21 protein-coding genes are annotated in these 23,186 nt (G+C 60.3%); 7 read left to right on the top strand and 14 right to left on the bottom strand.

What is annotated here, in order from left to right; translation table 11 throughout:
• Nucleotides 1-23: 23 nt before the first annotated feature.
• The 3 genes from copD to KHP07_RS19460 are packed head-to-tail and all read right to left on the bottom strand — an operon-like array spanning nucleotide 24 to nucleotide 1,712.
• Complete coding sequence (copD, locus tag KHP07_RS19470) at nucleotides 24-881, bottom strand: copper homeostasis membrane protein CopD (RefSeq protein ID WP_214497813.1); 858 nt, start codon at nucleotides 879-881, stop codon at nucleotides 24-26.
• Between the two features lie 3 nt (nucleotides 882-884).
• A complete protein-coding gene (gene copC / locus KHP07_RS19465; RefSeq protein WP_099492953.1) occupies nucleotides 885-1,250 on the bottom strand; it encodes a copper homeostasis periplasmic binding protein CopC in 366 nt (121 codons plus the stop codon).
• Nucleotides 1,251-1,268: 18 nt separating this feature from the next.
• Nucleotides 1,269-1,712 carry a GNAT family N-acetyltransferase gene (locus KHP07_RS19460; protein WP_078049291.1) on the bottom strand — a complete coding sequence of 148 codons (444 nt, stop codon included), beginning with the start codon at nucleotides 1,710-1,712 and terminating at the stop codon, nucleotides 1,269-1,271.
• Between the two features lie 143 nt (nucleotides 1,713-1,855).
• Here KHP07_RS19460 and KHP07_RS19455 point away from each other — a divergent pair, with 143 nt between their 5' ends.
• The gene (locus KHP07_RS19455; protein ID WP_078049290.1) at nucleotides 1,856-2,476 is read left to right on the top strand and encodes a TetR/AcrR family transcriptional regulator; all 621 of its coding nucleotides are present in this window, start codon (nucleotides 1,856-1,858) and stop codon (nucleotides 2,474-2,476) included.
• Nucleotides 2,477-2,555: 79 nt separating this feature from the next.
• Here the strand turns inward: KHP07_RS19455 and preA are convergent, their stop codons facing one another.
• The 3 genes from preA to hydA form a co-directional block, all read right to left on the bottom strand.
• Complete coding sequence (gene preA / locus KHP07_RS19450; RefSeq protein ID WP_078049289.1) at nucleotides 2,556-3,830, bottom strand: NAD-dependent dihydropyrimidine dehydrogenase subunit PreA; 1,275 nt, start codon at nucleotides 3,828-3,830, stop codon at nucleotides 2,556-2,558.
• The gene (locus KHP07_RS19445; protein ID WP_214497812.1) at nucleotides 3,830-5,197 is read right to left on the bottom strand and encodes an NAD(P)-dependent oxidoreductase; all 1,368 of its coding nucleotides are present in this window, start codon (nucleotides 5,195-5,197) and stop codon (nucleotides 3,830-3,832) included. Before KHP07_RS19445 ends, preA begins: the two co-directional genes overlap by 1 nt.
• Nucleotides 5,198-5,374: 177 nt before the next feature.
• On the bottom strand, nucleotides 5,375-6,814 hold the full coding sequence (gene hydA, locus KHP07_RS19440; protein ID WP_078049288.1) for a dihydropyrimidinase: 1,440 nt from the start codon (nucleotides 6,812-6,814) through the stop codon (nucleotides 5,375-5,377).
• 590 nt (nucleotides 6,815-7,404) lie between these two features.
• On the opposite strand from hydA, the gene KHP07_RS19435 reads away from it, so the two are divergent.
• Both KHP07_RS19435 and KHP07_RS19430 read left to right on the top strand, forming a co-directional pair.
• Complete coding sequence (locus tag KHP07_RS19435; protein ID WP_078049287.1) at nucleotides 7,405-8,892, top strand: NCS1 family nucleobase:cation symporter-1; 1,488 nt, start codon at nucleotides 7,405-7,407, stop codon at nucleotides 8,890-8,892.
• 179 nt (nucleotides 8,893-9,071) lie between these two features.
• Nucleotides 9,072-10,355, top strand: coding sequence for a Zn-dependent hydrolase (locus tag KHP07_RS19430; protein WP_214497811.1), 1,284 nt, complete (start codon nucleotides 9,072-9,074; stop codon nucleotides 10,353-10,355).
• Between the two features lie 57 nt (nucleotides 10,356-10,412).
• Here KHP07_RS19430 and KHP07_RS19425 read toward each other — a convergent pair whose 3' ends face one another.
• From KHP07_RS19425 to KHP07_RS19415, 3 genes are read right to left on the bottom strand one after another with little or no spacing between them, the layout of a single operon-like run.
• Nucleotides 10,413-11,831, bottom strand: a complete 1,419-nt coding sequence (locus KHP07_RS19425) for an efflux transporter outer membrane subunit (RefSeq protein ID WP_214497810.1) — start codon at nucleotides 11,829-11,831, stop codon at nucleotides 10,413-10,415.
• Nucleotides 11,815-12,984: an efflux RND transporter periplasmic adaptor subunit gene (locus tag KHP07_RS19420; protein WP_214497809.1), complete on the bottom strand. Its 1,170-nt coding sequence runs from the start codon at nucleotides 12,982-12,984 to the stop codon at nucleotides 11,815-11,817. The genes KHP07_RS19425 and KHP07_RS19420 overlap by 17 nt, the downstream gene beginning before the upstream one ends.
• Nucleotides 12,974-16,195, bottom strand: a complete 3,222-nt coding sequence (locus KHP07_RS19415) for an efflux RND transporter permease subunit (RefSeq protein ID WP_214497808.1) — start codon at nucleotides 16,193-16,195, stop codon at nucleotides 12,974-12,976. The genes KHP07_RS19420 and KHP07_RS19415 overlap by 11 nt, the downstream gene beginning before the upstream one ends.
• Nucleotides 16,196-16,420: 225 nt before the next feature.
• Here KHP07_RS19415 and KHP07_RS19410 point away from each other — a divergent pair, with 225 nt between their 5' ends.
• Nucleotides 16,421-16,831, top strand: a complete 411-nt coding sequence (locus KHP07_RS19410; RefSeq protein WP_214497949.1) for a PA0061/PA0062 family lipoprotein — start codon at nucleotides 16,421-16,423, stop codon at nucleotides 16,829-16,831.
• Here the strand turns inward: KHP07_RS19410 and KHP07_RS19405 are convergent.
• The gene (locus KHP07_RS19405; RefSeq protein WP_178076807.1) at nucleotides 16,828-16,989 is read right to left on the bottom strand and encodes a hypothetical protein; all 162 of its coding nucleotides are present in this window, start codon (nucleotides 16,987-16,989) and stop codon (nucleotides 16,828-16,830) included. The genes KHP07_RS19410 and KHP07_RS19405 overlap by 4 nt on opposite strands.
• 210 nt (nucleotides 16,990-17,199) lie before the next feature.
• Between KHP07_RS19405 and KHP07_RS19400 the strand changes: the two genes are divergently transcribed.
• Nucleotides 17,200-17,862, top strand: coding sequence for a peptidase C39 family protein (locus KHP07_RS19400; protein WP_099492946.1), 663 nt, complete (start codon nucleotides 17,200-17,202; stop codon nucleotides 17,860-17,862).
• 151 nt (nucleotides 17,863-18,013) lie between these two features.
• Here KHP07_RS19400 and pbpG read toward each other — a convergent pair whose 3' ends face one another.
• The 3 genes from pbpG to KHP07_RS29765 form a co-directional block, all read right to left on the bottom strand.
• Entirely contained in the window at nucleotides 18,014-18,937 is a 924-nt protein-coding gene (gene pbpG, locus KHP07_RS19395) for a D-alanyl-D-alanine endopeptidase (RefSeq protein ID WP_078049281.1), read from the bottom strand.
• Nucleotides 18,938-19,071: 134 nt separating this feature from the next.
• Nucleotides 19,072-20,208 (bottom strand): tyrosine-type recombinase/integrase, encoded by a 1,137-nt coding sequence (locus KHP07_RS19390; RefSeq protein ID WP_352152467.1) that lies wholly within the window; start codon nucleotides 20,206-20,208, stop codon nucleotides 19,072-19,074.
• A complete protein-coding gene (locus KHP07_RS29765; protein ID WP_352152410.1) occupies nucleotides 20,109-20,393 on the bottom strand; it encodes a hypothetical protein in 285 nt (94 codons plus the stop codon). The genes KHP07_RS19390 and KHP07_RS29765 overlap by 100 nt, the downstream gene beginning before the upstream one ends.
• A gap of 241 nt (nucleotides 20,394-20,634) precedes the next feature.
• Between KHP07_RS29765 and KHP07_RS19385 the strand changes: the two genes are divergently transcribed.
• Nucleotides 20,635-21,459: a hypothetical protein gene (locus KHP07_RS19385; protein WP_214497806.1), complete on the top strand. Its 825-nt coding sequence runs from the start codon at nucleotides 20,635-20,637 to the stop codon at nucleotides 21,457-21,459.
• Nucleotides 21,460-21,594: 135 nt separating this feature from the next.
• Nucleotides 21,595-22,248 carry a hypothetical protein gene (locus tag KHP07_RS19380; RefSeq protein WP_214497805.1) on the top strand — a complete coding sequence of 218 codons (654 nt, stop codon included), beginning with the start codon at nucleotides 21,595-21,597 and terminating at the stop codon, nucleotides 22,246-22,248.
• A 14-nt stretch (nucleotides 22,249-22,262) separates the two neighbouring features.
• Here KHP07_RS19380 and KHP07_RS19375 read toward each other — a convergent pair whose 3' ends face one another.
• Entirely contained in the window at nucleotides 22,263-23,186 is a 924-nt protein-coding gene (locus tag KHP07_RS19375) for a DNA cytosine methyltransferase (RefSeq protein ID WP_214497804.1), read from the bottom strand.

Here is a 23,186-nt window from a genome sequence, read left to right as displayed (position 1 = left end):
TTGATTGCATTCCAATTTATTTTTTAGCCAGCCATGACCATCGGCGGAAGGGTTCCCAGCAGCGAAACGGCGGCTACCGCCGAAACACCCAGTAACCATTCCAGCATCACGCTGGCCTTCAGCGTGCCCGGTCGCGCTTCACAGCGTTCGATGCGCAGGCGGTTCAACAAGGCCAGCGCCAACATCCCCAGCACCAACAGAACCTTGATCAACAGGATCAGCGCGAACCCGTTGAACACCGGCGTGGGCCACAGTTGCCCGGTGAGTACGCGCACGTTGATAAGGCCGGTGACCAGCAACCCGGCGACCAGGCCATAGCCCACGCCGCTGAAGCGCCTGAGGATCGCCTGCACAGGGTGGCCATGCGGCTGCCTGAGGATCAGGACCAGCAGTAACAGCCCGCCGAGCCACGCCCCCACGCAGACCAAGTGCACCACTTGGTTGAGGATCAACAATTGTCCGCTGAGCCCATCGAGCATGGCGCCATGCCCGACCGGCGCCAGCGTCGCCAGCAGCAGCGCGATTACCGGCAGGCGCAATGCCGGCCAGGGCTTGATCAGCACGATGACCAGCAGCAGGTTCAGCAGCAGGTGCCAGGTCCATACCTGGCCGAAGAAGGTTTTGCCCAGAACCAGTTGCACCGTGGCCGGCTGCAACGCCGCCGCCCAGCTGCCGGCCATGCTGGCAGTGATCAGCAGCAACCAGGCGAGGCCGGAGCCCAGCCCCAGCCAGGCCAGCCCACGGGTGATACGGTGAAGTTGCCGGTCGAGTACCGGTTGCGGTTCAGCGCCCACCAGCCAGGGCCTGAACACACAGGCCCCGAACATCAACAACACGACGGTGAAATGCAGGAAGCGGCACAGCACCAGCAGGGTTGCCATGGGTTATTGGCCGACCTTGAAGCTGTATTCACCGTTGCTCTTGTGGGTGTCGACCGAGACTGCGTTCCACACCACCTTGTAATTACCGGCGGCCAACGGCGCGGCCGGCGTGACGACCAGGACTTTTTTGTCGGCATCCGGGGTTTCCAGGCCCTTGATGGCGATTTCGGTGCCGTCCTTGCTCAGGGACACCTTGGTGAACGTGGCTTCGACGCCTTCGCTGAAGGTCAGCCGCAGGTCCTTGGGCGCGGCGACGCTGCTGTCTGCCGCAGGTTCAGCGCTCTTGAGATGGGCATGGGCAAACGCCGCCGAAGCGCCCAGCAGGGAGGCGAGCAGGGCGACGGTGGTGAGGCTTTTCTTGATCAACATTGTTCAATACCTTCAGGTTCAGGGAGTCGGTAGAGCCATGTGCAGCAAGGGAAAGGGCTTGCCTTCGCCATCCAGCGGCGAGCGCGCGACCTGGATAAAACCATAGTGCAGGTAGAACCCCACGGCCTGGGGGTTTTGTTCGTTGACATCCACCGTAAGGGTGTCGTGACGGGCGCGGGCGTGGTCGAGCAACTGGCGGCCAATGCCCTGGCCACGACGGTCCGGGTCGATAAACAGCATTTCGACATTTTGCCCTCCGGTGCCGATAAAACCGGCGATACCGTCCTGATCCTCGTATACCCACACCTCCAGGGCGGGCATGGGCAAGTAAGTATCGCGCACCAGGGGCAGTAACCGTTGAATGTCATCCTCGGGGAGGAAGTCATGGGTGGCGCGTACCGAGCGCTCCCACAGCGCTCCCAGCACAGGGTCGTCGGTGGCCACGCGAGGTCGAATAGTCATTGCAATGATCCTTCATGGGGATCGCGATCCTAACCAATCCGTTTTCCAGGTGAAAGGCTCGCGTCAGAAGTTTCATTATGGCCTGTCGCCGCGATCTAGAGCCGATGGTAGTCTTTAAGCCAAGTTGTTGTCAGGGAGCCCTTATGGGCAATCACAAGATCGGAATTCGTCGGGTCAACGTCGAAAAAATCCTGCTGGCGGCGGAGAAAGTCTTCGCCGAAAAAGGCTATGGCAGCACCGCCATGGCCGACATCGCTGAAGAAGTGCAACTGCCGCGCTCCAACCTGCATTACTACTTCACCACCAAAAGCGAGCTGTACAGCGCCGTGCTGTTCGACCTGCTGGAAGTGTGGAAGCAGGACGCCCTGAGCTTCGAAACCTTCGATGACCCACGGGTGGTGCTCAGTAGCTACATTCGCGCCAAGATGCAGCGCTCGCGCACGCGGCCGTATGGTTCAAAAGTCTGGGCCAACGAAATCATCCATGGTGCGCCGACCCTGGGTGAGGCGCTGGATGAAAGCCTGTACGACTGGGCCAAGATGAAGGAAGCGAAAATTCGCCAATGGGTGGAGGACAAACGCATCCTGCCGGTGGAGCCGTCGAGCCTGCTGTACATGATTTGGGCCTCGACGCAGCACTATGCCGACTTTGATCACCAAGTGAACATTTTGAATGATCACCAGCCGTTGTCGGATATGCAGTTCGAGAAGGCGATCCAGACGGTGACAGGTGTGATTTTGCGGGGGATTGGGTTGGAGCCTTGATCTCGGTGAGCTGATCCCATTGTTGTGGTGAGCGGGCTTGCCCCGCGCGAGGCAAGCTCGCTCACCACACTATTTCGGGCTACACAGCCTCCCGGTAGGGATTCCTCGGATCCTGCGTCCAATTCAAAAACGGCTTGCCGGTGTCTATCGGTACCATCTCGATGCAATCGGCCACCGGGCAGGTGATCTGACACAGATTGCAGCCCACGCACTCATCGTCGATCACCTCATATTTATGCGTGCCATCCGCCTGTTTCAAGCTGGCAATGGCCTGGTGCGAGGTGTCTTCGCAGGCGATATGGCAACGCCCGCAGCCAATGCAGGCTGCCTGGTCGATCTTGGCGATCACCTGGTAGTTGATGTCCAGGTACTTCCAATCCGTGGTGTTGCCCACCGCGCGCCCGGAGAATTCCTGCAGGCTTGTGTAGCCTTGGCTGTCCATCCAGCGCGACAGCCCGTCCTTCATCTCTTCCACGATCCGAAACCCGTGCAGCATCGCCGCCGTGCACACCTGCACCGCGCCGCAGCCCAGGGCGACGAATTCCGCTGCGTCGCGCCAGTTGCCGATGCCGCCAATGCCGCAGATCGGCAGGCCCTTGGTCTGCGGGTCGCGGGCGATTTCGGCGACCATGTTCAGTGCAATGGGCTTCACCGCCGAGCCGCAGTAACCACCGTGGGTGCTCTGGGTGCCGACCACCGGCAGGGCGACCATGCGTTCCAGGTCCACGCTGGTGATGGAGTTGATGGTGTTGATCAGCGACACCGCATCCGCACCGCCCCGATACGCCGCCCGCGCTGCCACACGGATGTCGGTGATATTGGGCGTGAGCTTGACGATCACCGGCAGCGAGCAATACGTCTTGCACCAGCGTGTCACCTGTTCCACATACTCCGGCACCTGGCCCACCGCCGCGCCCATGCCGCGTTCGGGCATGCCGTGGGGGCAGCCGAAGTTCAGCTCGATACCGTCGCAACCGGTGGCTTCCACCAGCGGTAGGATGTTTTTCCAGGATTCCTCCACGCACGGCACCATCAGCGATACGATCAGTGCGCGGTCGGGCCAGTCCTTTTTCACCTGGGTGATTTCCCGCAGGTTGATCTCCAGGGAGCGGTCCGTGATCAACTCGATATTGTTGATGCCCAGCACCTCACGGTTGGCGCCGTAGTGGGCCGAGTAACGCGATGACACGTTGACCGCTGCCGGGTCCTCACCCAGGGTTTTCCACACCACGCCGCCCCAGCCGGCTTCGAAGGCGCGCACCACGTTGTAGGCCTTGTCGGTGGGCGGCGCGGAAGCCAGCCAGAACGGATTGGGGGCTTTGATACCGGCAAACACAATCGAGAGATCGGCCATTACGCAGCCTCCACATTCAGCATGAGTTGGGCGTGCATGGCTTCGGCAGCCAGCTTGCCGTGTTGCACGGCCTGCACGGTAAGGTCCTGGCCGAGGCTGACGCAGTCGCCACCGGCATACACACCGGAAATACTGGTGCGCAGCTGTTCGTCGACAAAGATGCGCTCACCGACGCGGTGCAGTTGCTGCGCCAACGGGTCGTGCAGTGCCTCATTGTCGAAACCCTGGCCGATGGCTTTGAAAATCGCATCGGCGGCCAGCTCGAAGGTTTCGCCGGTGGGGTGCAAGCGGCCGTTCTCCATACGCGTGCGCACAAAACGCATGCCGCGTACGTGGCCCAGGTCATCCAGCAGCACGGCTTCGGGCTGGGCCCAGGTGAGCAGGCGCACCTGGTTGGCCTTGGCGATGTCTTGTTCATGGTGGGTAGCGCCCATGTCCGCCAGGCCACGGCGGTACACGAGGTTGACGTCGCGGGCGCCAAGGCGGGCCATTTGCACGGCCATGTCGATGGCGGTATTGCCGGCGCCGAGCACGATGCAACGGTCGGCCAGCGGCAGTTGAGTCAGGTCATCGGCCTGGCGCAACTCGCGGATGTAGTCGGTGGCGGCGAGCAGGCCGGGGGCGTCCTCAAAGGGCAGGCCCAGCTGTTTGCTCGCGGCCAGGCCCAGCCCCAGGAAGACCGCATCGAATTGCTGATGCAGTTCGCTGAGGGTGAGGTTGTCCCCCAGGCGCTGGCCGTGGCGAATCTCGATGCCGCCGATCTGCAGGAGGAAATCCAGCTCCTTCTGCGCAAAGTCATCCACCAGTTTGTACTTGGCGATCCCGTATTCATTCAGGCCACCGGCTTTCTCCCGGGCTTCGAAAATCACCACGTCATGACCGTGCAACGCACTGCGGTGGGCGCAAGCCAGGCCAGCGGGGCCGGCACCGACCACGGCGATGCGCTTGCCGGTGGACGCGGCGCGGTGGAAGGGATGTTCGGTGAAGTGGGCATTGTCGACCGCATAACGTTGCAGCAGGCCGATCAGCACCGGTGCGCACTCTTCGGCGTTGTTACGCACGCAGGCCTGCTGGCACAAAATCTCCGTGGGGCAGACCCGCGCGCAACTGCCGCCGAGGATATTGGCCGAGAGAATTTTCTGCGCCGCGCCTTGCACGTTTTCGGTGTGGATATTGCGGATAAACGAGGGGATATCGATCTCGCTGGGGCACGCGTTCACGCACGGTGCGTCGTAGCAATACAGGCAGCGCGACGCTTCCAGTTGCGCCTGGCGCGCATTGAGGGGCGGTGCCAGGTCGGTGAAGTGGCTGGCGAGGGTGGCGCCATCCTCAGCGGGATGGGGGAGGTGGGTCAGGGTCTGGATCACGGTGGTGGCCTCACGGTTATTGAGGTGCTGCCTCTGATGGGCATTGGTTTTTGTGTTGCCGTTGCTGGCTTTATCGCAGGCGAGCCAGCTCCCACATGGGATCGGGTTCACATCGTTCAACTGTGGGAGCCGGCGGTGCGACGATTCGACTTGCCCGCGATAGGCCGAAGGCCGCTTTTAGCGTTTCACTGCAGTGGGCCTGGAACGCTCCGCCCGCTTGCTCAACTGCTCGAACACCGGCGGATATGTCGGCCGCTCCACATACCGCCCGGCCCCGCGCTCGGCGCGCAGGTCGCCATCGGCCCACACCAGCTTGCCCTGGCTGATGGTGTGGCTCGGCACGCCGCGCACGGTTTTGCCTTCGAAGATGTTGAAGTCGACCTGCTGGTGATGGGTCTTGGCGGAAATGGTCCGCGTGCCCTCTGGGTCCCACAGCACCAAGTCCGCATCCGCACCCACGCGAATCGCGCCTTTGCGCGGGTAGAGGTTGAAAATCTTCGCGGTGTTGGTGGAAGTCAGTGCGACGAACGCCTGCATCGACAGACGCCCGGTGTTGACGCCTTCGTCCCACAGCAGCGCCATGCGGTCTTCGATACCGGCGGTGCCGTTCGGGATCTTGCTGAAGTCGTCACGGCCGGCGGCTTTTTGCTCGGCGCAGAAGCAGCAGTGATCGGTGGCGGTGGTGTGCAGGTTGCCGGATTGCAGGCCGTGCCACAGCGCCTCCTGATGCCCGCGCGGGCGGAACGGCGGGCTCATTACATAGCCGGCGGCGGTTTGCCAGTCGGGGTGCTGGTAGACGCTGTCGTCCAGCAGCAGGTGGCCGGCGAGGACTTCGCCGTAGACTGGCTGGCCCTTGCCACGGGCGTAGGTGATTTCGTCCAGCGCCTCTTTGGTGGACACATGCACCAGGTACAGCGGCGTGCCGATGGTCTCGGCGATGCGGATCGCGCGGCTGGCCGCTTCGCCCTCTACCTGGGACGGACGCGACAGCGGGTGCGCTTCCGGCCCGGTAATGCCCTGGGCCATCAGCTTGCGTTGCAGGTGATACACCAACTCGCCGTTCTCGGCATGCACCGTGGGCACTGCGCCCAGTTCCAGGCAACGCTCGAAGCTGGCGACCAGGGTGTCGTCCGCCGCCATGATCGCGTTCTTGTAGGCCATGAAATGCTTGAAGCTGTTGATGCCGTGGTGGCTGACCAGCTCGGCCATTTCCTCGCGCACCTGCTCGCTCCACCAAGTGATCGCCACATGGAAGCCATAGTCGGACGCGGATTTTTCCGCCCAGCCGCGCCACTGGTGGAAGGCTTCCAGCAAGGATTGCTGTGGGTTGGGAATCACGAAGTCGATGATCGACGTGGTGCCTCCCGCCAAGCCTGCCGCCGTACCGCTGAAAAAGTCTTCACTGGCCACGGTGCCCATGAAGGGGAGTTGCATATGGGTGTGGGGATCGATGCCGCCGGGCATCAAGTATTGGCCGCTGCCATCGAGTATTTCAGTGCCGGCGGGAATATCCAGGTTCGTGCCAATGGCGCGAATTAGACCGCCTGCGCATAACACGTCGGCGCGGTAACTTTCATCATGGGTAATAACGGTGGCGCCACGGATCAACAGCGACATGTCGAGTTCCTCACAGGCTTGACCGGCTTGTGCCAGTTCTAAGTGTTGTAATGCTGCTTACCGATGGTCGGTTAATTCCTGTCATCGGTGACAGGAATAGAAACTAGCCCGAGTTTTTCGATTGGGCAAGAAGATTTTTTATAAGCTTATATAGTGTTTAATGCATTGATTAATAAGGTAAAAAATTTTAAATCACCAAAATGTAGCGCGCTCTCACCATTTTGACGCACTTGACAGGTTCTTAAATTGAGCAACATTTCTTATTGCAAATCAGACGCTTGAGACATGCCTCTTGACGAAGGCAGTGAATAAAAATAATTGTGTTGCACCAGATTGAGTCCTGATCGTTCGGGCAACTTCCACGTTATCTAGCCTGAGTAACGCGGCAAGTACCGAAGGCTCAATCGGAAAGCTGATTAACATCAGCCAGTTATATACGCGGTGTGGGTGCGGTATCGGTTGTCGGCACGGTTATTGAGTGCAGTGGCGGCTGGCCGGACCCGTGATGTCATGTTGTTTACGAGGTACTCCGGCCGCCTGCACCCAATGGCAGGCGAGCAACAATAATTCGAAAAAACCGTGGAGCGGCCATGCAACAGAACAGATCGCAAGTCATTGAGCGCAACGGCCTGTACGAACTCGACGCCGGCCCCGACGTCCTCGACAGCCCTCGCTACAACCACGACATGGCACCGACCAAGGTGCATGAACGCACCTGGAACAAGTGGCATATCACCGCGCTGTGGGTCGGCATGTCGATCTGCGTGCCCACCTACACGTTGGGCGGCGTGCTCACTGCGTATTTCGGCCTGTCGGTGGGCGAAGCGCTGATGGCGATTTTGCTCGCCAACATCGTGGTGCTGATCCCGCTGACCCTCAATGCGTTCCCTGGCACGAAGTACGGCATACCGTTTCCGGTGCTGTTGCGTTCGTCGTTTGGCATCCTCGGTTCGAACGTGCCGTGCCTGATTCGGGCACTGGTGGCGTGCGGGTGGTTTGGTATCCAGACGATGTTCGGCGGGTTGGCGATCCACCTGTTCCTGGGCTCGATTTTCGAGGGCTGGAAATCCCTCGGCGGCACGGGTGAAGTGATTGGCTTCATGATTTTCTGGTGCCTGAATTTGTGGGTGGTGCTGCGCGGTGCCGAATCGATCAAGCGCCTTGAAACCCTGTCGGCGCCGCTGCTGGTGGCGGTGGGGATTGGCCTGCTGGTGTGGGCGATGCCTAACGTGTCGATCAGCGAACTGATGGCGATCCCGCCCAAGCGTCCCGAGGGCGCAAGCCTTACCGGTTACTTCATGGCCGGCCTCACGGCGATGGTGGGTTTCTGGGCCACCTTGTCATTGAATATTCCCGACTTCAGCCGCTACGCCAAAAGCCAGAAGGACCAGATCCTCGGGCAGATATTCGGCCTGCCGCTGACCATGTTCCTGTTCGCCGCCCTCGGCGTGATCATGACCGCCGCCTCGGTGAAACTGGTGGGCGTCAGCGTGTCCGACCCGGTGACCCTGATCGGGCATATCCAAAGCCCGGTGTGGGTCGCCATTGCCATGGCGCTGATCATCATCGCCACCTTGTCCACCAACACCGCGGCGAACATTGTCTCGCCCACCAACGACTTCCAGAACATCGCCCCCAAGCTGATCAACCGCACCACCGCCGTGATCCTGACCGGCCTGGTGGGGTTGGCGTTGATGGCCCATGAGCTGCTGAAAAAACTCGGGCTGATCGTTTCCGAGGTGAGCCTGGAGACCGTTTATTCCAATTGGTTGCTCGGCTATTCAAGCCTGCTGGGGCCGATTGCCGGGATCATGGTGGTGGACTACTTCATCACCCGCAAACAGCAGCTCGACCTGGCGGGCCTGTACCGCGATGACGTTTACCCGGCGTGGAACTGGAGCGGCTTCATCGCCTTTGGCGTGCCGGTGGTGCTGACCTTGCTGTCACTGGGCAGCGATGCGTTCAGCTGGTTCTACAGCTATGGCTGGTTTACCGGTTCGGCCTTGGGTGGCTTGTTGTATTACGGCCTGAATGCCAAGCGCGGGGCCAGCCCGGTCGCGGTGAAAACACCACTGTAGATCATTTGAAATGCAATCCACATGTGGGAGCGGGCGTGCTCGCGAATGCGGTCTTTCAGGCGACATTTGCAGCGACTGACACGGCCCCTTCGCGAGCAAGCCCGCTCCCACATGTATGAACGCATTCCATTGATGGAATTGAGTCAATCCATAAGAAATGTAGCCTGAGGAGATCCCCCATGAACGCTGCCCTCGACGTTCTGCAATCGACCCATCAGCACATCAACCGCGACCGCTTGTGGCAATCCTTGATGGACCTGGCCAGACTCGGCGCCACCCCCAAGGGCGGCGTCTGTCGCCTGGCCCTTACCGACCTTGACCGCAAGGCTCGCGACCTGTTCGTGCAGTGGTGCGAGGCCGCTGGCTGCACCGTGACCGTCGACGGCATCGGCAACATCTTCGCTCGCCGCCCCGGGCGCAATCCCAACCTGCCACCGGTGATGACCGGCAGCCACATCGACACCCAGCCCACCGGTGGCAAGTTTGACGGTTGCTTTGGCGTGCTGGCGGGTGTGGAAGTGCTGCGTACGCTCAATGACCTCAAGGTGGAAACCGAGGCGCCGCTGGAAGTGGTGGTGTGGACCAACGAGGAAGGCTCGCGCTTCCCGCCGTGCATGATGGGCTCCGGCGTGTTCGCCGAGAAATTCACCCTGGCGGACACACTGGCCAAGGTCGATGTGGACGGCGTCAGTGTCGGCGATGCATTGAATGCGATTGGCTATGCGGGCTCGCGGCCGGTCAGTGGGCATAAGGTGGGTGCGTATTTCGAAGCACATATCGAGCAAGGCCCGATTCTTGAGGATGAGAAGAAAACCATCGGTGTGGTGCTCGGCGCACTGGGGCAGAAGTGGTTTGACCTGAAGCTGCGTGGGGTTGAAGCGCATGCGGGGCCAACGCCGATGCACCTGCGCAAGGATGCACTGGTGGGCGCGGCAGCAGTGGTGGCGGCGGTCAACGCGGCAGCGCTGGGTCATCAACCCCATGCGTGTGGGACGGTGGGTTGCTTGCAGGCTTATCCGGGATCGCGCAACGTCATTCCCGGCGAAGTACGCATGACCCTGGATTTCCGCCACCTGGAACCGGCGCGCCTGGACTCGATGATTGCCCAAGTGCGCCAGGTCATTGAAGACACCTGCGCCAAACATGGGCTGAGTTTCGAGATGGAGTCCACTGCGGACTTCCCGCCGCTGTACTTCGACAAAGGCTGCGTGGAAGCGGTGCGTAATGCGGCGAATGGCCTGGGCCTGTCGAACATGGACATCGTCAGCGGGGCAGGGCACGACGCAATCTTCGTCGCCGAACTGGGCCCGGCGGGGATGATCTTCGTGCCGTGTGAAGGCGGCATCAGCCATAACGAAATCGAGAATGCCGCGCCGGATGACCTGGCGGCAGGGTGTGCGGTGCTGCTGCGCGCCATGGTGGCCGCATCGGCGGCAATCGCCAGCGGCAAGCTCGCCGCCTAAGCCTTCACTGCCCACCGTAGGAGCCGACAAGCCGGCTCCTACGGAGGATGGACAGTGTCAGGAAGAGGGCTGCCAGCCGCCACCCAACGCGGTCACCAGCCCGATGCTCGCCTGTAACTGCCGGGTCTGCACCGCCTGCAAGGTCCGCTGCGCTTGCAATGCTGCCGTCTGCGCCGTCACCACGTCCAGGTAGCTCACGGCCCCGGCCTGGTAGCTGTTCATGGCCAGCGCTTGGGTGTGCTGCGCCGCATCCGCCGCCGCTTGCTCATCCTGCGCCTCCTGCTGCAAATCGCGCAGTTGCGCCAGGTTGTCTTCCACCTCGCGCACGGCCTTCAGCACCTGGCTGCGGTAGTGCGCCGAGGCTTCTTCAAACTCGGCCTTGGCCTGGCGTTCGTTGGCGCTCAAGCGCCCGCCATCAAAGATCGGCAAGTTCACCAACGGCCCCAGCGCCCAATAGCGATTGCTAGCGGACAACAAGTTACCAACCCCTTGGGTCTGGCCGCCGATCAAGCCGGTCAGGCTGAAATCCGGGTACCACGCCGCCTTGGCCACGCCGATATTGGCGTTGGCGGCAAACACGCGACGCTCCGCCGCCGCGATGTCTGGCCGGCGTTGCAGCAGATGGCTCGGCAACTGCGACGGGATGCCCGGCAGTGCGATCAGTTGCTGGCTCGGCGGCACGCTGAAGTCACTGGCCGCCACACCCACCAACTCACCCATGGCGTGTTCAGTAAGATTGCGCTGCCCGCGGACTTCATCCAGTTGCGCCTTGGCTTCGGCGAGTTGGTTTTGCGCGCGGGTGAGGTCCAGCTCCGAAGCAATCTGGCCCTCATACCGACTGCGGGTCAGTTGCAGTGCCTGGCGGAAATCCTCCAGCGAACTGTTGAGAATCCGCGCCTGTGCATCCAGCCCATTGAGTTGCACATACAGCGTCGCCAACTGATGTTGCAGGCTCAGGCGCGCCACGGCCAGGTCATCGCCGGACGCTTGTGCCTGGGCGTCGCCGGCCGCGACCTGGTTGCGGATTTTGCCCCACAGGTCCAGGTCATAACTCAGCGAAAACCCCGCCGTATTGCTGTTGTACACCGACGGCTGCGTGGTCCCCCGCAATGGCCGCGAGTCCGATTGACGCTGGCGCAATGGCTGCGCGCTGGCGGTGATCTGCGGGAACAGCCCGGCATGCAGCTGGCTGGCATACGCCTGGGAGGCATCGAAGTGTGCCAGTGCCGCCGCCAGGTCCGGGTTGGCCTTGAGCAGTTGCTGTTGCAGGTCGTTCAGGCGCGGGTCGTGGTAGAGGGTCCACCAATCGGGCGCCAATGAGTCGGAGGGCTGCGCGCTGTGCCACGGGCCATCGCTGGTCTGTTCGCGGTAATTCGCGGGCAGGTCAAGTGACGGCACTGTGTAGGTGGGCGCCATCGAGCAACCCTGCAACGCCAACAGCATCAACGCCGCGAGGGGCTTAAGCCTTGGGCGCATGCGTACCTCCAGAGGCGTCGGCCAGTTGCACCGGGTCGCCTTCTCGCAGGGCGTCGGGCGGGTTGTCGACCACGCGGTCGGCGGGTTTCAGGCCTTGGTCGATGACCAGGCGTTCGCCCAGGTCGAGGCCGATGTGGATGTCTTGCAGGTGCACATGATTCTGCGCATCCAGCACCGCCACCTGGGTGCCTTGGGCACGGAAGATCAGCGCGCTGGCCGGGATGCTCACGCCATGGGTGTCCGCCGGAATCGGCAGGGTGGCTTCGGCGTAGTCGCCTGGCAGCAACTCGCCATTGGGGTTGTCGGCGACGAACTGCGCGAGCAGGGTGCCGGAGCGGCGGTCGATGGCGGTGGAGTCGCCGATCAGGCGCGCCTTGAAATGCTCGCCGGGGTGCTCGGGCACGGTCAGCTCGGCTTCGAGGCCTGGGTGAATGACCGCCGCATAGTTCTGCGGCACTGGCACATACAGGCGCAATTGGTGGGTGTCGGCGATGTTGAACAGCTCCGGGTCGCTGTCGGTATCGGCCTTGATCAACTGGCCGATGTCGGTGTTGCGTGCAGTGATGGTGCCCGCGAATGGCGCGCGGATAGTCTTGAAGCCTTCCAGTGCCGTAAGCCTGGCGTAATCGGCAGCGGCGGCTTCGGCGTTGGCTTTGGCGGCAGCGGCGTTGGAGGTTTTTTCATCGGCCTCCTGGCGCGACACCGAGTGACTGGCCAGCAGGTTCTGCCAGCGGGTGGCGGTGGTGGTGGCCAGGCGTGCATTGGCCTGTTCCTGCACCAGCCGCGCATGGGTTTGGGCCAGTTGTTGGTCGAGGTCGGGGCTGTCGATCTCGGCGAGGATCTGCCCGGACTTGACCTGGGTGCCGATGTCGGCTTTCCAGTCCTTGAGGTAGCCGCTGACGCGGGCGTGGATCGGCGCCTTGCTCCAGGCTTCCAGGTGCGCCGGCAAGCGCAGGGTGTCGCCCGCGGCATTCTGCTGCGGTTGGAACACCATCACTTGCGGGACGGCGGCGGTCTCGGTCCAGGCGGTGACCGATTGTTCGTGCAATGTGCGGGCGTGCAGGCCGTTGGCGACCAACAGGGTGGCCAGGGTCAGGCCGCCGACACCCATGAGCATCAGACGCTTGCGCGAGGGTTTGTGATCAGACGACATGAGACGTTTCTCCAGCAGTTGCGCGAGTAGGGTGACGACCGTGGACCAGGCTGAAGACCACGGGGACAAACAACAGGGTGGCGGTGGTGGCGAGGATCAGGCCGCCGATCACGGCGCGGCCGAGCGGGGCGTTCTGCTCTTCGGAAATCGCCAGGGGCAACATGCCGATGATCATCGCCAGGGCGGTCATGCACACCGGGCGGAAGCGCGTGTAACCGGCTTCCAGGGCGGCCTTCAGTGCATCCCCATGTTCGGCCAGGCGTTCACGGCAGAAGCTCACCACCAGGATCGAGTTGGCGGTGGCGACGCCCATGCACAGGATCGCGCCGGTCAAGGCGGGCACCGACAAGGACGTGCCGCTGAGGAACAGCATCCACACAATCCCCGCCAGGGCCGCCGGCAAAGCAGTGATGATCACGAACGGGTCGACCCACGACTGGAAGTTGACCACGATCAGCAGGTAGATCAGCACCACCGCACCGAGCAGGCCGAAGCTCAGGCCGCTGAAGGCTTCATGCAGCGCGTCGATCTGCCCATGCAGGCTGATCACCGCGCCTTTGGGACGCATGGATGCGGTGTCGTCCAGCACTTTTTGCACGTCGCGGGCCACGCCGCCGAGGTCGCGGCCTTGCACGTTGGCGTACAGGTCCAGGGTCGGTTCGATGTTGTAGTGGGTGACCACCGCCGGGCTTTGCACGCGGGCAATAGTCGCCACGCCGCCCAGGATCTGCGACTGGCCGTCAGCGCCGGTCACTGGCAGGGCTTCCAGTGAGGGCAGGCTGTCGAGGCGGTATTGCGGGGTCGCCGCTACGATGGAGTAGGACACGCCGTTGGCCGGATTGAGCCAGAAGGTTGGCGCCACCTGCGAGCTGCCGGCGAGGGAGGCGACCATGCTGTTGGTCACGTCACGCTCGGTGATGCCCAGGCCATTGGCGCGCATGCGGTCGACGTTCACCTGCAGCGACGGGTAGCCGGTGGACTGCTGGATACGCAGGTCGGCAATGCCCGGTACGTGCTGCAAGCGACGCTCAAGCTCCACCGCATAGGCACGGTTTTCTTCATCGCTGCGCCCGGAGATTTTCACGTCCAACGGGGCGGGGGCGCCAAAGTTGAGGATCTGGCTGCTGATGTCCGCCGGCAGGAAGGCGAAGTGGCTGCCGGGGAAACTTTGCGGCAAGGCTTCGCGCAGTTTTTTCACGTAGTCGGCGGTGGGGGCGTGGTCTTTTTTCAGGGTGGCCTGGATATCGCCGTCCTGCGGGCCGATGGTGCCGCTGCTGCTGTAGGCCATGTCGATGCCGCTGAGCGGAATGCCAATGTTATCGACGATGGTGTCCAGCTCTTCGGCGGGAATGACTTCACGAATCCGCGCTTCGATGCGGTCGAAGGCGGCGGCGCTTTCTTCGATACGCGTGCCCAGTGGCAAACGCACGTGAAGGGCTAGGGCGCCTGCATCGGTGGCCGGGAAGAAGTCTTGGCCCAGGCTGGGCAACAGCAGGAAAGACGCCAGGACACAGGCCAGGAAACCGACGATAAAACCCTTGCGGTTGCCCAGGGCCAGGGTCAGCAGGCCGTGGTAGGTGTCACGGATATTCGAGAAGTGGCGCTCGAAACCTTGCTGGAAATTCAGCACCGATTGCAGCACCGCATTGCGTGGTGTTGTGTGCTGCTCGCCCTCGTGGTGGTTGATGAACGCATCTTCCGGATGATGCCCTGCACCGGCCTCGGGCATGTGCGGCTTGAGCAGGAACATCGCCAGGGTCGGCACCAGCGTACGCGAAAGGATGAAGGAGCTGGCCATGGCAAAGATCACCGCCAGGGCCATCGGCCGGAACAGGTAGCCGGCGATGCCTTGCAGCAAAAACATCGGCACGAACACGATGCAGATACACAGCAGCGAGACGAACGCCGGCCCGACAATTTGCGCGGCACCGTCGAGGATCGCAGTCTTCACCGCCTTGCCTTGCTCCAGGTGCCAGTTGATGTTCTCGATGGTCACCGTGGCGTCGTCCACCAGGATCCCCACCGCCAACGCCAGCCCGCCGAGGGTCATCACGTTGAGGGTTTGCCCGCTGACCGCCAGCAGTGCGATGGCCGACAGCACGGCCAGCGGAATCGAGGCGGCGATGATCAATGTCGAACGCCAACTGCCGAGGAACAGCAGGATCATCGCGCTGGTCAGCAACGCGGCGATGATGCCTTCCTGGGCCACGCTGCCCACCGATTGCTTGACGAACACCGAGGCGTCGCCGAGCAGCGAAGTCTTCAGCGACGGCGGCAGGGTTTCATTGATGCGCGGCAGCATCTGGCGGATGCCGTCGATGATCGACAGGGTCGAGATGCTGCCGTTTTTCAGCGCCGGCATCAGTACCGCGCGGTGGCCGTCGACGCGCACGATATTGGTCTGCGGCGGCGAACCATCGCGTACGTGGGCCACTTGGCCGATGGTGATCAGCGCACCGTCGACGGTCTTGATCGGCAGGTCGTTGAGTTCATCGATGGCCTTGGGGCTGTTGTTGAGCAGGATCGTGTATTCGTTGGGGCCGAGTTTGGCGGTGCCCACCGGGATGATCTGGTTCTGCAACGCCAGGGCATTGCCCACGTCCTGGGCCGACAATCCTTTGGCGGCGAGCGCCTGCGGGTCGAGGTCGAGGGTGATCTGGCGCTGCTTGCCGCCCATGGGCGTGGGCATGGCCAGGCCGGGCAGGGCGCTCAGCGGCAGGCGGATATTGTTCTGCACCAGGTCGCGGATCTTCGCTTCCGAAAGGCTCGGGCTGGAGAACGCCATCTGCAGGATCGGCACCGTCGAGGCGCTGTAGTTGAGGATCAGCGGCGGCGTGATGCCCGGGGGCATTTGCTTGAGTACGGTTTGTGACACCGCCGTCACCTGGGCGTTGGCGGTGCGGATATCCACGCCAGGCTGGAAGAAGATTTTCACGATGCCCATGCCGGGCAGCGATTGCGATTCGATGTGTTCGATGTCGTTGACGGTGGTGCTCAGGGAGCGTTCGTAGGTGTAGATCACCCGACCGGCCATGGCGTCCGGCGACAGGCCGTTGTATTGCCACACCACGGCGACCACGGGGATGCCGATATCCGGGAAAACGTCAGTGGGGGTACGCAGGGCCGCCATCGGCCCGATGATGCAGATGAATATGGCCAACACGATAAACGTGTACGGCTTTTGCAGTGCGGTCTTTACCAGCCCGAGCATGCGTGAACCTCCAGAGGAGCAGGATTGCAAACCCCGGCAGTCTCACGCGACCCACCTAACACGCACCTTTCAGCCAGGTGAAGGAACATTTAGGTAGGCGCTGAAGATCGTTTCATATGCATTCATTTGTTCTACACAGGTCCGCTCCCCAAGCTTGTAACCCATCGGACACATGTCCTGCTTTGGAGCCCTGCCATGTCACTCAAAACCCAGTCACTCAAAACCATTTCACTCAAACCACTGCTGTTGATCCCCACCCTCGGTGCCGTGCTGTTGTTGTCGGCGTGCGCCGGCCCGATCCCCAAGGCTGACCCGAGCGAAGCGTGGATCGGTCTGAAAGAAGAAGCACCGAACGACCTGATGGCCGAGCGTGTAGACGGCAAGCGCGTGGATGACGGGCGCTTTTTTGAAGTGCCGCCGGGCGACCATCGCTTGGATGTAACGCTGTTCGAAGAAGAACCGGGCGACGACAACCAGCAGGACTGCCAGGGTCGCGTCGAATACAAGCACTTCAAGGCGGGTGAGCACTACACCCTGGTGGAATCCAGCCTCGGCACCACCGTGCGCGCCGCCTTGATGGATGGTCACGGCAAGGAAGTCGCGGCGACTCAGGACTTCAATTGCATGCCGGGCTAGGCGTGATGCACTGCCGCCTTATGGGGCTTGGCAGGTGCAGCGGGTTTGACGTGGGGGTGATGGTGCCGGCGGGTTATGCGCAACACCCCCCACAACATGGCGCCGGCTACCGCCAGCCAACCGCAGATCAATAGGAAAATCGTTGTTGCAAGGCTCATTCGGGCCTCCTTACGCCCCGTCCGGGGCACACACAGTCTTCTCAATGGACAGTCTAGCTACCTGGCCGTTGCCTGCTATTGACCAATGGTCGTGTCCTTCCAACTTCTTTGCTCTATCCATTCCCTTTACTAAGCCTGCGGGCTATACCCACGTGGCCGGGCGTCCTATGATCAGGGCCCTTACCGGCAGTTGATCAAGAGAGTAGAAAATTGCGGTTACGGTCGAACCTTAAAACATCCGTTCTATTGGCCTGCGCCCTGGGGCTTGCGGCCTGTTCCGCGACGCCGTCGAAACTGGCGGGCCTGCCGGAACGTGTCGAACTCAATGGCGTGCCGACGTTTCGCAGCGAGGCTTATCAGAGCGGTCCTACGGCATTAGCCAGCATGCTGTCGCAACAAGGCATTGTCATGACACCGGGGTTGCTGGATAAGCCGCTGCACTTGCCGGGCGGCGAAGCGGACCTTGAGCGCAACATGCAGGTGCTGGCGCGCGAGTACGGGCTGATGGTGTACCCGGTGGACGCCAAGCTGACAGCGGTGCTGGCACAGGTGGCGGCGGGTTATCCAGTGATGGCGCGAATCGGCGGCGGGCTGTGGTCGGACGCGCGCTACGTGGTCGTGGTGGGTTTCAATCAACAGAAAAGCACGGTGTTGCTGCGCTCGGGCATGGACCGGCGGTTGTTGATGAGCTTCAGCGACTTTGAGTCAAAGTGGAACAGCGCCGGAAGTTGGGCGATCCTCACCCAGCGCCCGAGCCAGTTGCCGGCCAATGTGGACGCGCAGCGCTGGCGGGATGCGGCCAACGCGACGGGCCAGGCGGGGCAGGAGCGCGCGGCGGCGCAGGCGCTGAAGGTGCTGGCAGAACGCAAGTAAACAACACACCAATGCTCCAGTGTGGGAGCGGGGTTGTGTGGGGGCCGGGCTTGCCCGCGATGCAGGCACTGCGGTGTTCCAGTTACACCGCAGTGATGCGATCGCAGGCAAGCCAGCTCCCACACACGCCAGCTCCTGCATCAGTGTGTGATCAGCGACGTACTTCGGCGGCGTTAGGACGGTTTTTCAGGTTCTTGTCAGCCTTGTAGCGCAACGCCACATCCGGCACCGAACCGCTCTTGCCGGTCTCGACCCAGTTGCGAATGCGGCTGGCATCGGCAAAGTGAGTGAATTTGCCAAAGGCATCCAGGATCACCAGCGACACCGGACGGTTGCCCATGCTGGTCACCAGCACCAGGCAGTGGCCGGCCTGGTTGGTGAAGCCGGTCTTGGTCAGCTTGATGTCCCAGTTGGCGCGGTTGATCAGGTGGTCCGTGTTAGAGAAGCCCAGGGTGTAGTTGGGCTTGCGGAACGACACGGTCTTTTCCTTGGTGGTGCTCAGTTGGCTCAGCAACGGGTAGTGACGCGCGGCGGCCAACAATTTGCTCAGGTCGCGGGCGGTGGACACGTTGTGGATCGACAGGCCCGTGGGTTCGACATAATGCGTGCTGGTCATGCCCAGCGCCTTGGCCTTGGCGTTCATCGCGGCGATGAAGGCTGCATAACCACCCGGATAGTGGTGGGCCAGGCTCGCGGCGGCGCGGTTTTCCGAGGACATCAGGGCGATCAGCAGCATTTCCTTGCGCGGCATCTGGCTGCCGATCTTCACGCGCGAAAACACGCCTTTCATTTCCGGCGTGTCGGTGATGTTGATATCGATGTACTCATCCATGTTCTGCTTGGCTTCGAGCACGATCAGGCCAGTCATTAATTTGCTCACCGAAGCGATGGGCACCACCACGTCCGGGTTGCTGGAATAAATGACCTTGTTGGTCTGCAGGTCCACCAGCATGGCGCTGCCAGAGGCGATTTGCAGCTTGGACGTATCACGCGGGGCCTGGGTGGTTTCGGCGGCGTGCGCGAAGTGGCCTGTGAAAGCGAAAAATAGGCTGATGATAGAAAGACGAATTTTCACGCGGATGAACTCGCTAAAAAAAGTAAGGAAATACCGTTCGGAAACGGGTTTTTGATAAATGCCGTTACATTTTAGGAGTATGGATCAGAAAGTGATAGAGAGCCTTTAAATAAAGGCTCTAAGCCGATGATTGGTCAGGCTTGTACCAATTTTGTACCAATCATCGATTGCTCAAGCTTTCCGACCTCTGACCAGTCAGTGGTTGACGATAGCCATTTTGCGTAAGTCGTCAGCAATACCTGGACGCTGTGGCCAAGCTGGCCGGCGATAAACGCAGGATTCATGCCTGCCATTAGACACATGGTTGCATAGGTGTGTCGGCAGTTGTACTGCGGTCGATGCCGTAGATCAAGCGCCACCAACGCCTTGCTGAACTGGTCGCCGGTCTGAGACGGGCGGCAGATGAATTCAGACCCCCCCGATGGCGGAAATACATACTGCGATTTGGTCTTGATTCTCCGACGCTGTAGCAGTCGATCATCGGCGATCTGCTTAGCTTTCCGCAGGGCATTCAACGCTCGACTATTAAGCATCACCGTCCTCGCGTACTTCGTCTTGGTGCGCTCCTCTACTTCCCCATCTACAACGATTCGGCAGACATGTGCAGTGCGCGCGTCCATGTCGATCTCATCCCAGCGCAACGCCGCTATCTCGCCGGTTCTCAGCCCGCTGAAGAACGCAAATTCAAAGTAAGCGGCAAATATCCGCACGCCTGGCTTTTTAAAATTCGCGTACATCCACTCAACGATTACAGCCGCTTCATCACCCGAAAACGGATCTACCTGCTTTTTTGCTTTCTTCGGGAGCTTGATCGGCGTCGCCGGGTTGCGATCAAGCAACTCATCCTGCACGGCAGACTTCAGTAGTGAAGTGACCCGCGCTATCGACTCGCGTTTAATCGACTGTGTTTCCCAAACTGTTTCGCTTATTACCCTGCGTAGCACCATTGTGTTGATTGCCGTGATCGGGAGCTGCCCAAGCCATGGCATCCAGTAGGTGTTGATCGTTGCGCGATAGTTTCTGCGCGTGCCGGGCACGATCTCCAAGCTATCAATCCAGGCCTGGGCGTACTCGCCGAATGTCATCACCAGCGATACTGGCATGTAGCTGGAGTTTGGGAACAGCTCAGCGTATCGCTGATCATCCAAAACCCCATGCTTTGCCAAGCTTATTACTTGATCGCGTAGATCGGCTGCCGCTTTAATCCCTTTTGGGGTTTGTGGGTGTGCGAGAGTCTCGCAGCGTCGCTCGCCTCTCCAGGTGAAGCGAATGCGAACGGACTGGCCAACGAATTCAACTCCTGTGGGCAGGCCCATTGGCTTTCTAGCCATGCTTCGTATCTCCTTAAGCTATAAAAAATCCTGCCGTCAATCTTGTTCCAAACGCCTTCAGGAATTACGCGGCGGTCGCGCTTGCCTTCCAGTGCCCGCTTAGTGGTGCCGATGATCTCGGCCATCTGAGCCTCCGGCACCTTGTCGAGCCGAAAGGGCTCCTGTGTTTGCTGTGTTTCCGACATAGGAATACCTCGCCCGCCGGTCACCGGCAGGTATGAAGGGGATTGGGGTTAGATGAGTTCGGAAGGGATATCGATGACATCGCCCAGGCTGCGGACGGCGATAGCGCGGCAAGCTGCGACCGTGATGGTTGAGCCGCAGGCGATCACCCCTCCGGCTCTGGCAGTCCATTGATGGCTTGGCATGCGAACATCGAAGCGAGCGCGGTGCCGTAGTATTGCCAGCGGGCTTCGGCCTTCCAGGGCGGAACGCAAAATCGGTGCCGATATCAAGATGGGGCGTTCTTTTATTTCAGACATACAGGTATTCTCCAACGCACTATTGCGAACGGATGGATGTATGGGGAATGTTTATGGTGAGCGCTGGCTAATCTTTCTATATTGCCTGCTGCTGTTTTTCGCAGGATCTATCTTCGGCTTTATTTTTACAAAAGATAGTCAGTTGAGCTTCATAGCTTTCTTGGGTGCCATATCGAGTATTGCCACGGTAGGAGCCGCTGTAACGGCAGTTTTTGCATTGAGCTCCTGGAAAGCCCAGTTCCAGCTTCAAAAAAAATACGATGCAGTGATTGCGGTGAGAAGTTTTTTACATGGTGCAATTCATCCCCATATTTACTTGGCTAGCTTGTCGAATCACCTTGCAGAATATCTTCGCTCTCGCAATGACAGGGCTTTGGCGGATGATTTTCCAGACGAAGATCAAAGGAATTGGTTTAATCATGTTTCCGAATTCGGTAAAGCATGGGACGTAATGATGGTTCTTCTATCTGATTCCGAACTAGAGCAATTTAAGTGTTCGCCTACAGTATTGGACGAGATGGTAAGAGTCGCCAAAGATGCCATGATCGAAATTACATTTGGTGATGGAGAGGGCGATGATTCAGATCCTGAAGATAAGAAATTGATCGGCCTTCAAAATATAAATCGTGTACACGCACTCAAGATCGAATTCGCTTATGCGGATATGGAAAAGCAAAGCAGAATTCTTCTTGGGAGACTTGCTTCATAAGCCACATCAGTTAACCGTTTCGATGTAGGTTCGGCAAAGTAAAGTACCTTCAAGCAGTTGACCAAAAGCCCCAGTCACCATGCCCCTTACTGGTGATTAAGGTCTGCTCGAAATTTTGTGTGTTCAGGAGGCGGGATGAAAAGGTGTTTTTTTGAACGAATTGCTCAATACACCATATGGACGATATGGATTCTACTTGTTGCAGGCTCCACACTTTGGTTGCTTGTGGGGTCAGTTGCATACTGGGTTCGCAATGGGTGGCTGCCTGCTGATTCCGCTGGCTGGGCCCAAGCGATTGGCGCATTTGTGGCAATTATAGTTGCCATTGCTCTGCCCTATTTTCAAAGCAGACAACAGCGAAATGACCGAGCAGAAGAAACTCTTGGTGAACGCTTGAACGGGATGAGTGCTACTTACGCATTAATGGTTCATATGGAGGGCTTATATGCTAGGCTTGAGGTATATGCTCAGCCAACATCTTCGCTTTTCGGAACCCAATTAAGCGGCTCCAAAAGTGACTCTCTTCTGCATGAACTCAATCAAGCAGCTGCAATGCTGCGTGAAATCCCTGTCACAGCCATTTCAAGTCAGATGGTCTACTTCATCATTGGCTTGAGAGAGGTGGCTAACTATGGTGAGTTTGTAAGTGCCACTCTCTACGACGTATCAAGAGAACCGGCGATCAACTTTAGGCGATGGAAGAAAATTTCGGCGAATCGACAGCTAATTGAGCGCTGGATGGAAGAGCTAGACACTCTAGAAACTGAGGTGCGAAGCCGCGCAAGGTGATGTTTTTAACTGGCCTACCCACATGCCATTAGCGCCTCAATTATGCGTTGGCCGGCCAATGGCGGTACGGCGTTCCCAGTCATGTGCATGGTCAATTTATGATTGTCCGGGCGGAGGGTATCTTTCGGGAAGGACTGGGCGGCCATGGCCTCAGCGGCGGTGATCATGCGCATCCTTTCACCGTCGACTACTGCCCAGCGGTCCAGGGTAGTGATGGTGCCGATTGGTCGGTCCAGGCTGCGGCCGGTGAGCCCAGACCCGGAACCGTAGTAGGGCATTACGAAGCGATCTCCGAAGCGCTTGCGCCCATTCTTCACGCGGGTTAGCGTCGATTCGGCTCGGCCTGGCTTGATGATCTGCGACCACTTTCCGGCGTTGAAGTCGATGATCTCGCTTGCGGGCACATGCTGGTGCTGCTGGAGCTGAAGGTGGAGAGGGGCCTTGCTGCGAGAACAGACCATGAATAGGCGCACCCGGTGCTGTGGTACGCCGAGGTCGGCGCAGTCCACGATGTGCGGTGCCAGCGAGTAGCCCAGGCGCTGCATTGCATCGGCCCAGGCTGGGTACAGAATCCAGTCCAAGAACTCCGGCACGTTCTCGATAACAGCGAAATCGGGCCTGTGGAACTCGGCGTTCGCTACTGGCGCCCAGGCCGTCGACCGCGAGTTGTCGTGCTGCGGGTTTCCCGACGCCTTGCCGCGCGCCTTGGTGTGGCCCTGGCAGCACGGAGAAGCCAGCATGACGTCGTGCTTCGGCACCCGCGACCAGTCAGCCTGATGCAGGTCCTGGCAGACATGCTGCGTCTCTGGGTTGTTTTTGGTGTGCCACTCCACGGCCGCCGGCCAGTGGTTGGCCGCCCATAGGACGTCGAGACCTGCGTCTTTGCCGCCGCGCGTCCATCCGCCAAAACCAGAAAATAGGTCAATTGCTGTAAGCAT

Source organism: Pseudomonas sp. VS40, assembly GCF_018587885.1.
Taxonomy (GTDB): domain Bacteria; phylum Pseudomonadota; class Gammaproteobacteria; order Pseudomonadales; family Pseudomonadaceae; genus Aquipseudomonas; species Aquipseudomonas pergaminensis.
The sequence above is the reverse complement of the archived record's forward strand: the minus strand, read 5'-3'. Positions and strand labels throughout refer to the sequence as shown.

What these genes read in the sequence shown, in the direction of transcription:
- copD (WP_214497813.1), bottom strand. Translation starts at nt 881, where the DNA reads ATGGCAACCCTGCTGGTGCTGTGCCGCTTCCTGCATTTCACCGTCGTG.
- copC (WP_099492953.1), bottom strand. Translation starts at nt 1,250, where the DNA reads ATGTTGATCAAGAAAAGCCTCACCACCGTCGCCCTGCTCGCCTCCCTG.
- KHP07_RS19460 (WP_078049291.1), bottom strand. Translation starts at nt 1,712, where the DNA reads ATGACTATTCGACCTCGCGTGGCCACCGACGACCCTGTGCTGGGAGCG.
- KHP07_RS19455 (WP_078049290.1), top strand. Translation starts at nt 1,856, where the DNA reads ATGGGCAATCACAAGATCGGAATTCGTCGGGTCAACGTCGAAAAAATC.
- preA (WP_078049289.1), bottom strand. Translation starts at nt 3,830, where the DNA reads ATGGCCGATCTCTCGATTGTGTTTGCCGGTATCAAAGCCCCCAATCCG.
- hydA (WP_078049288.1), bottom strand. Translation starts at nt 6,814, where the DNA reads ATGTCGCTGTTGATCCGTGGCGCCACCGTTATTACCCATGATGAAAGT.
- KHP07_RS19435 (WP_078049287.1), top strand. Translation starts at nt 7,405, where the DNA reads ATGCAACAGAACAGATCGCAAGTCATTGAGCGCAACGGCCTGTACGAA.
- KHP07_RS19430 (WP_214497811.1), top strand. Translation starts at nt 9,072, where the DNA reads ATGAACGCTGCCCTCGACGTTCTGCAATCGACCCATCAGCACATCAAC.
- KHP07_RS19425 (WP_214497810.1), bottom strand. Translation starts at nt 11,831, where the DNA reads ATGCGCCCAAGGCTTAAGCCCCTCGCGGCGTTGATGCTGTTGGCGTTG.
- KHP07_RS19420 (WP_214497809.1), bottom strand. Translation starts at nt 12,984, where the DNA reads ATGTCGTCTGATCACAAACCCTCGCGCAAGCGTCTGATGCTCATGGGT.
- KHP07_RS19415 (WP_214497808.1), bottom strand. Translation starts at nt 16,195, where the DNA reads ATGCTCGGGCTGGTAAAGACCGCACTGCAAAAGCCGTACACGTTTATC.
- KHP07_RS19405 (WP_178076807.1), bottom strand. Translation starts at nt 16,989, where the DNA reads ATGAGCCTTGCAACAACGATTTTCCTATTGATCTGCGGTTGGCTGGCG.
- KHP07_RS29765 (WP_352152410.1), bottom strand. Translation starts at nt 20,393, where the DNA reads ATGGCCGAGATCATCGGCACCACTAAGCGGGCACTGGAAGGCAAGCGC.
- KHP07_RS19385 (WP_214497806.1), top strand. Translation starts at nt 20,635, where the DNA reads ATGCGAACATCGAAGCGAGCGCGGTGCCGTAGTATTGCCAGCGGGCTT.
- KHP07_RS19380 (WP_214497805.1), top strand. Translation starts at nt 21,595, where the DNA reads ATGAAAAGGTGTTTTTTTGAACGAATTGCTCAATACACCATATGGACG.
- KHP07_RS19375 (WP_214497804.1), bottom strand. Translation starts at nt 23,186, where the DNA reads ATGCTTACAGCAATTGACCTATTTTCTGGTTTTGGCGGATGGACGCGC.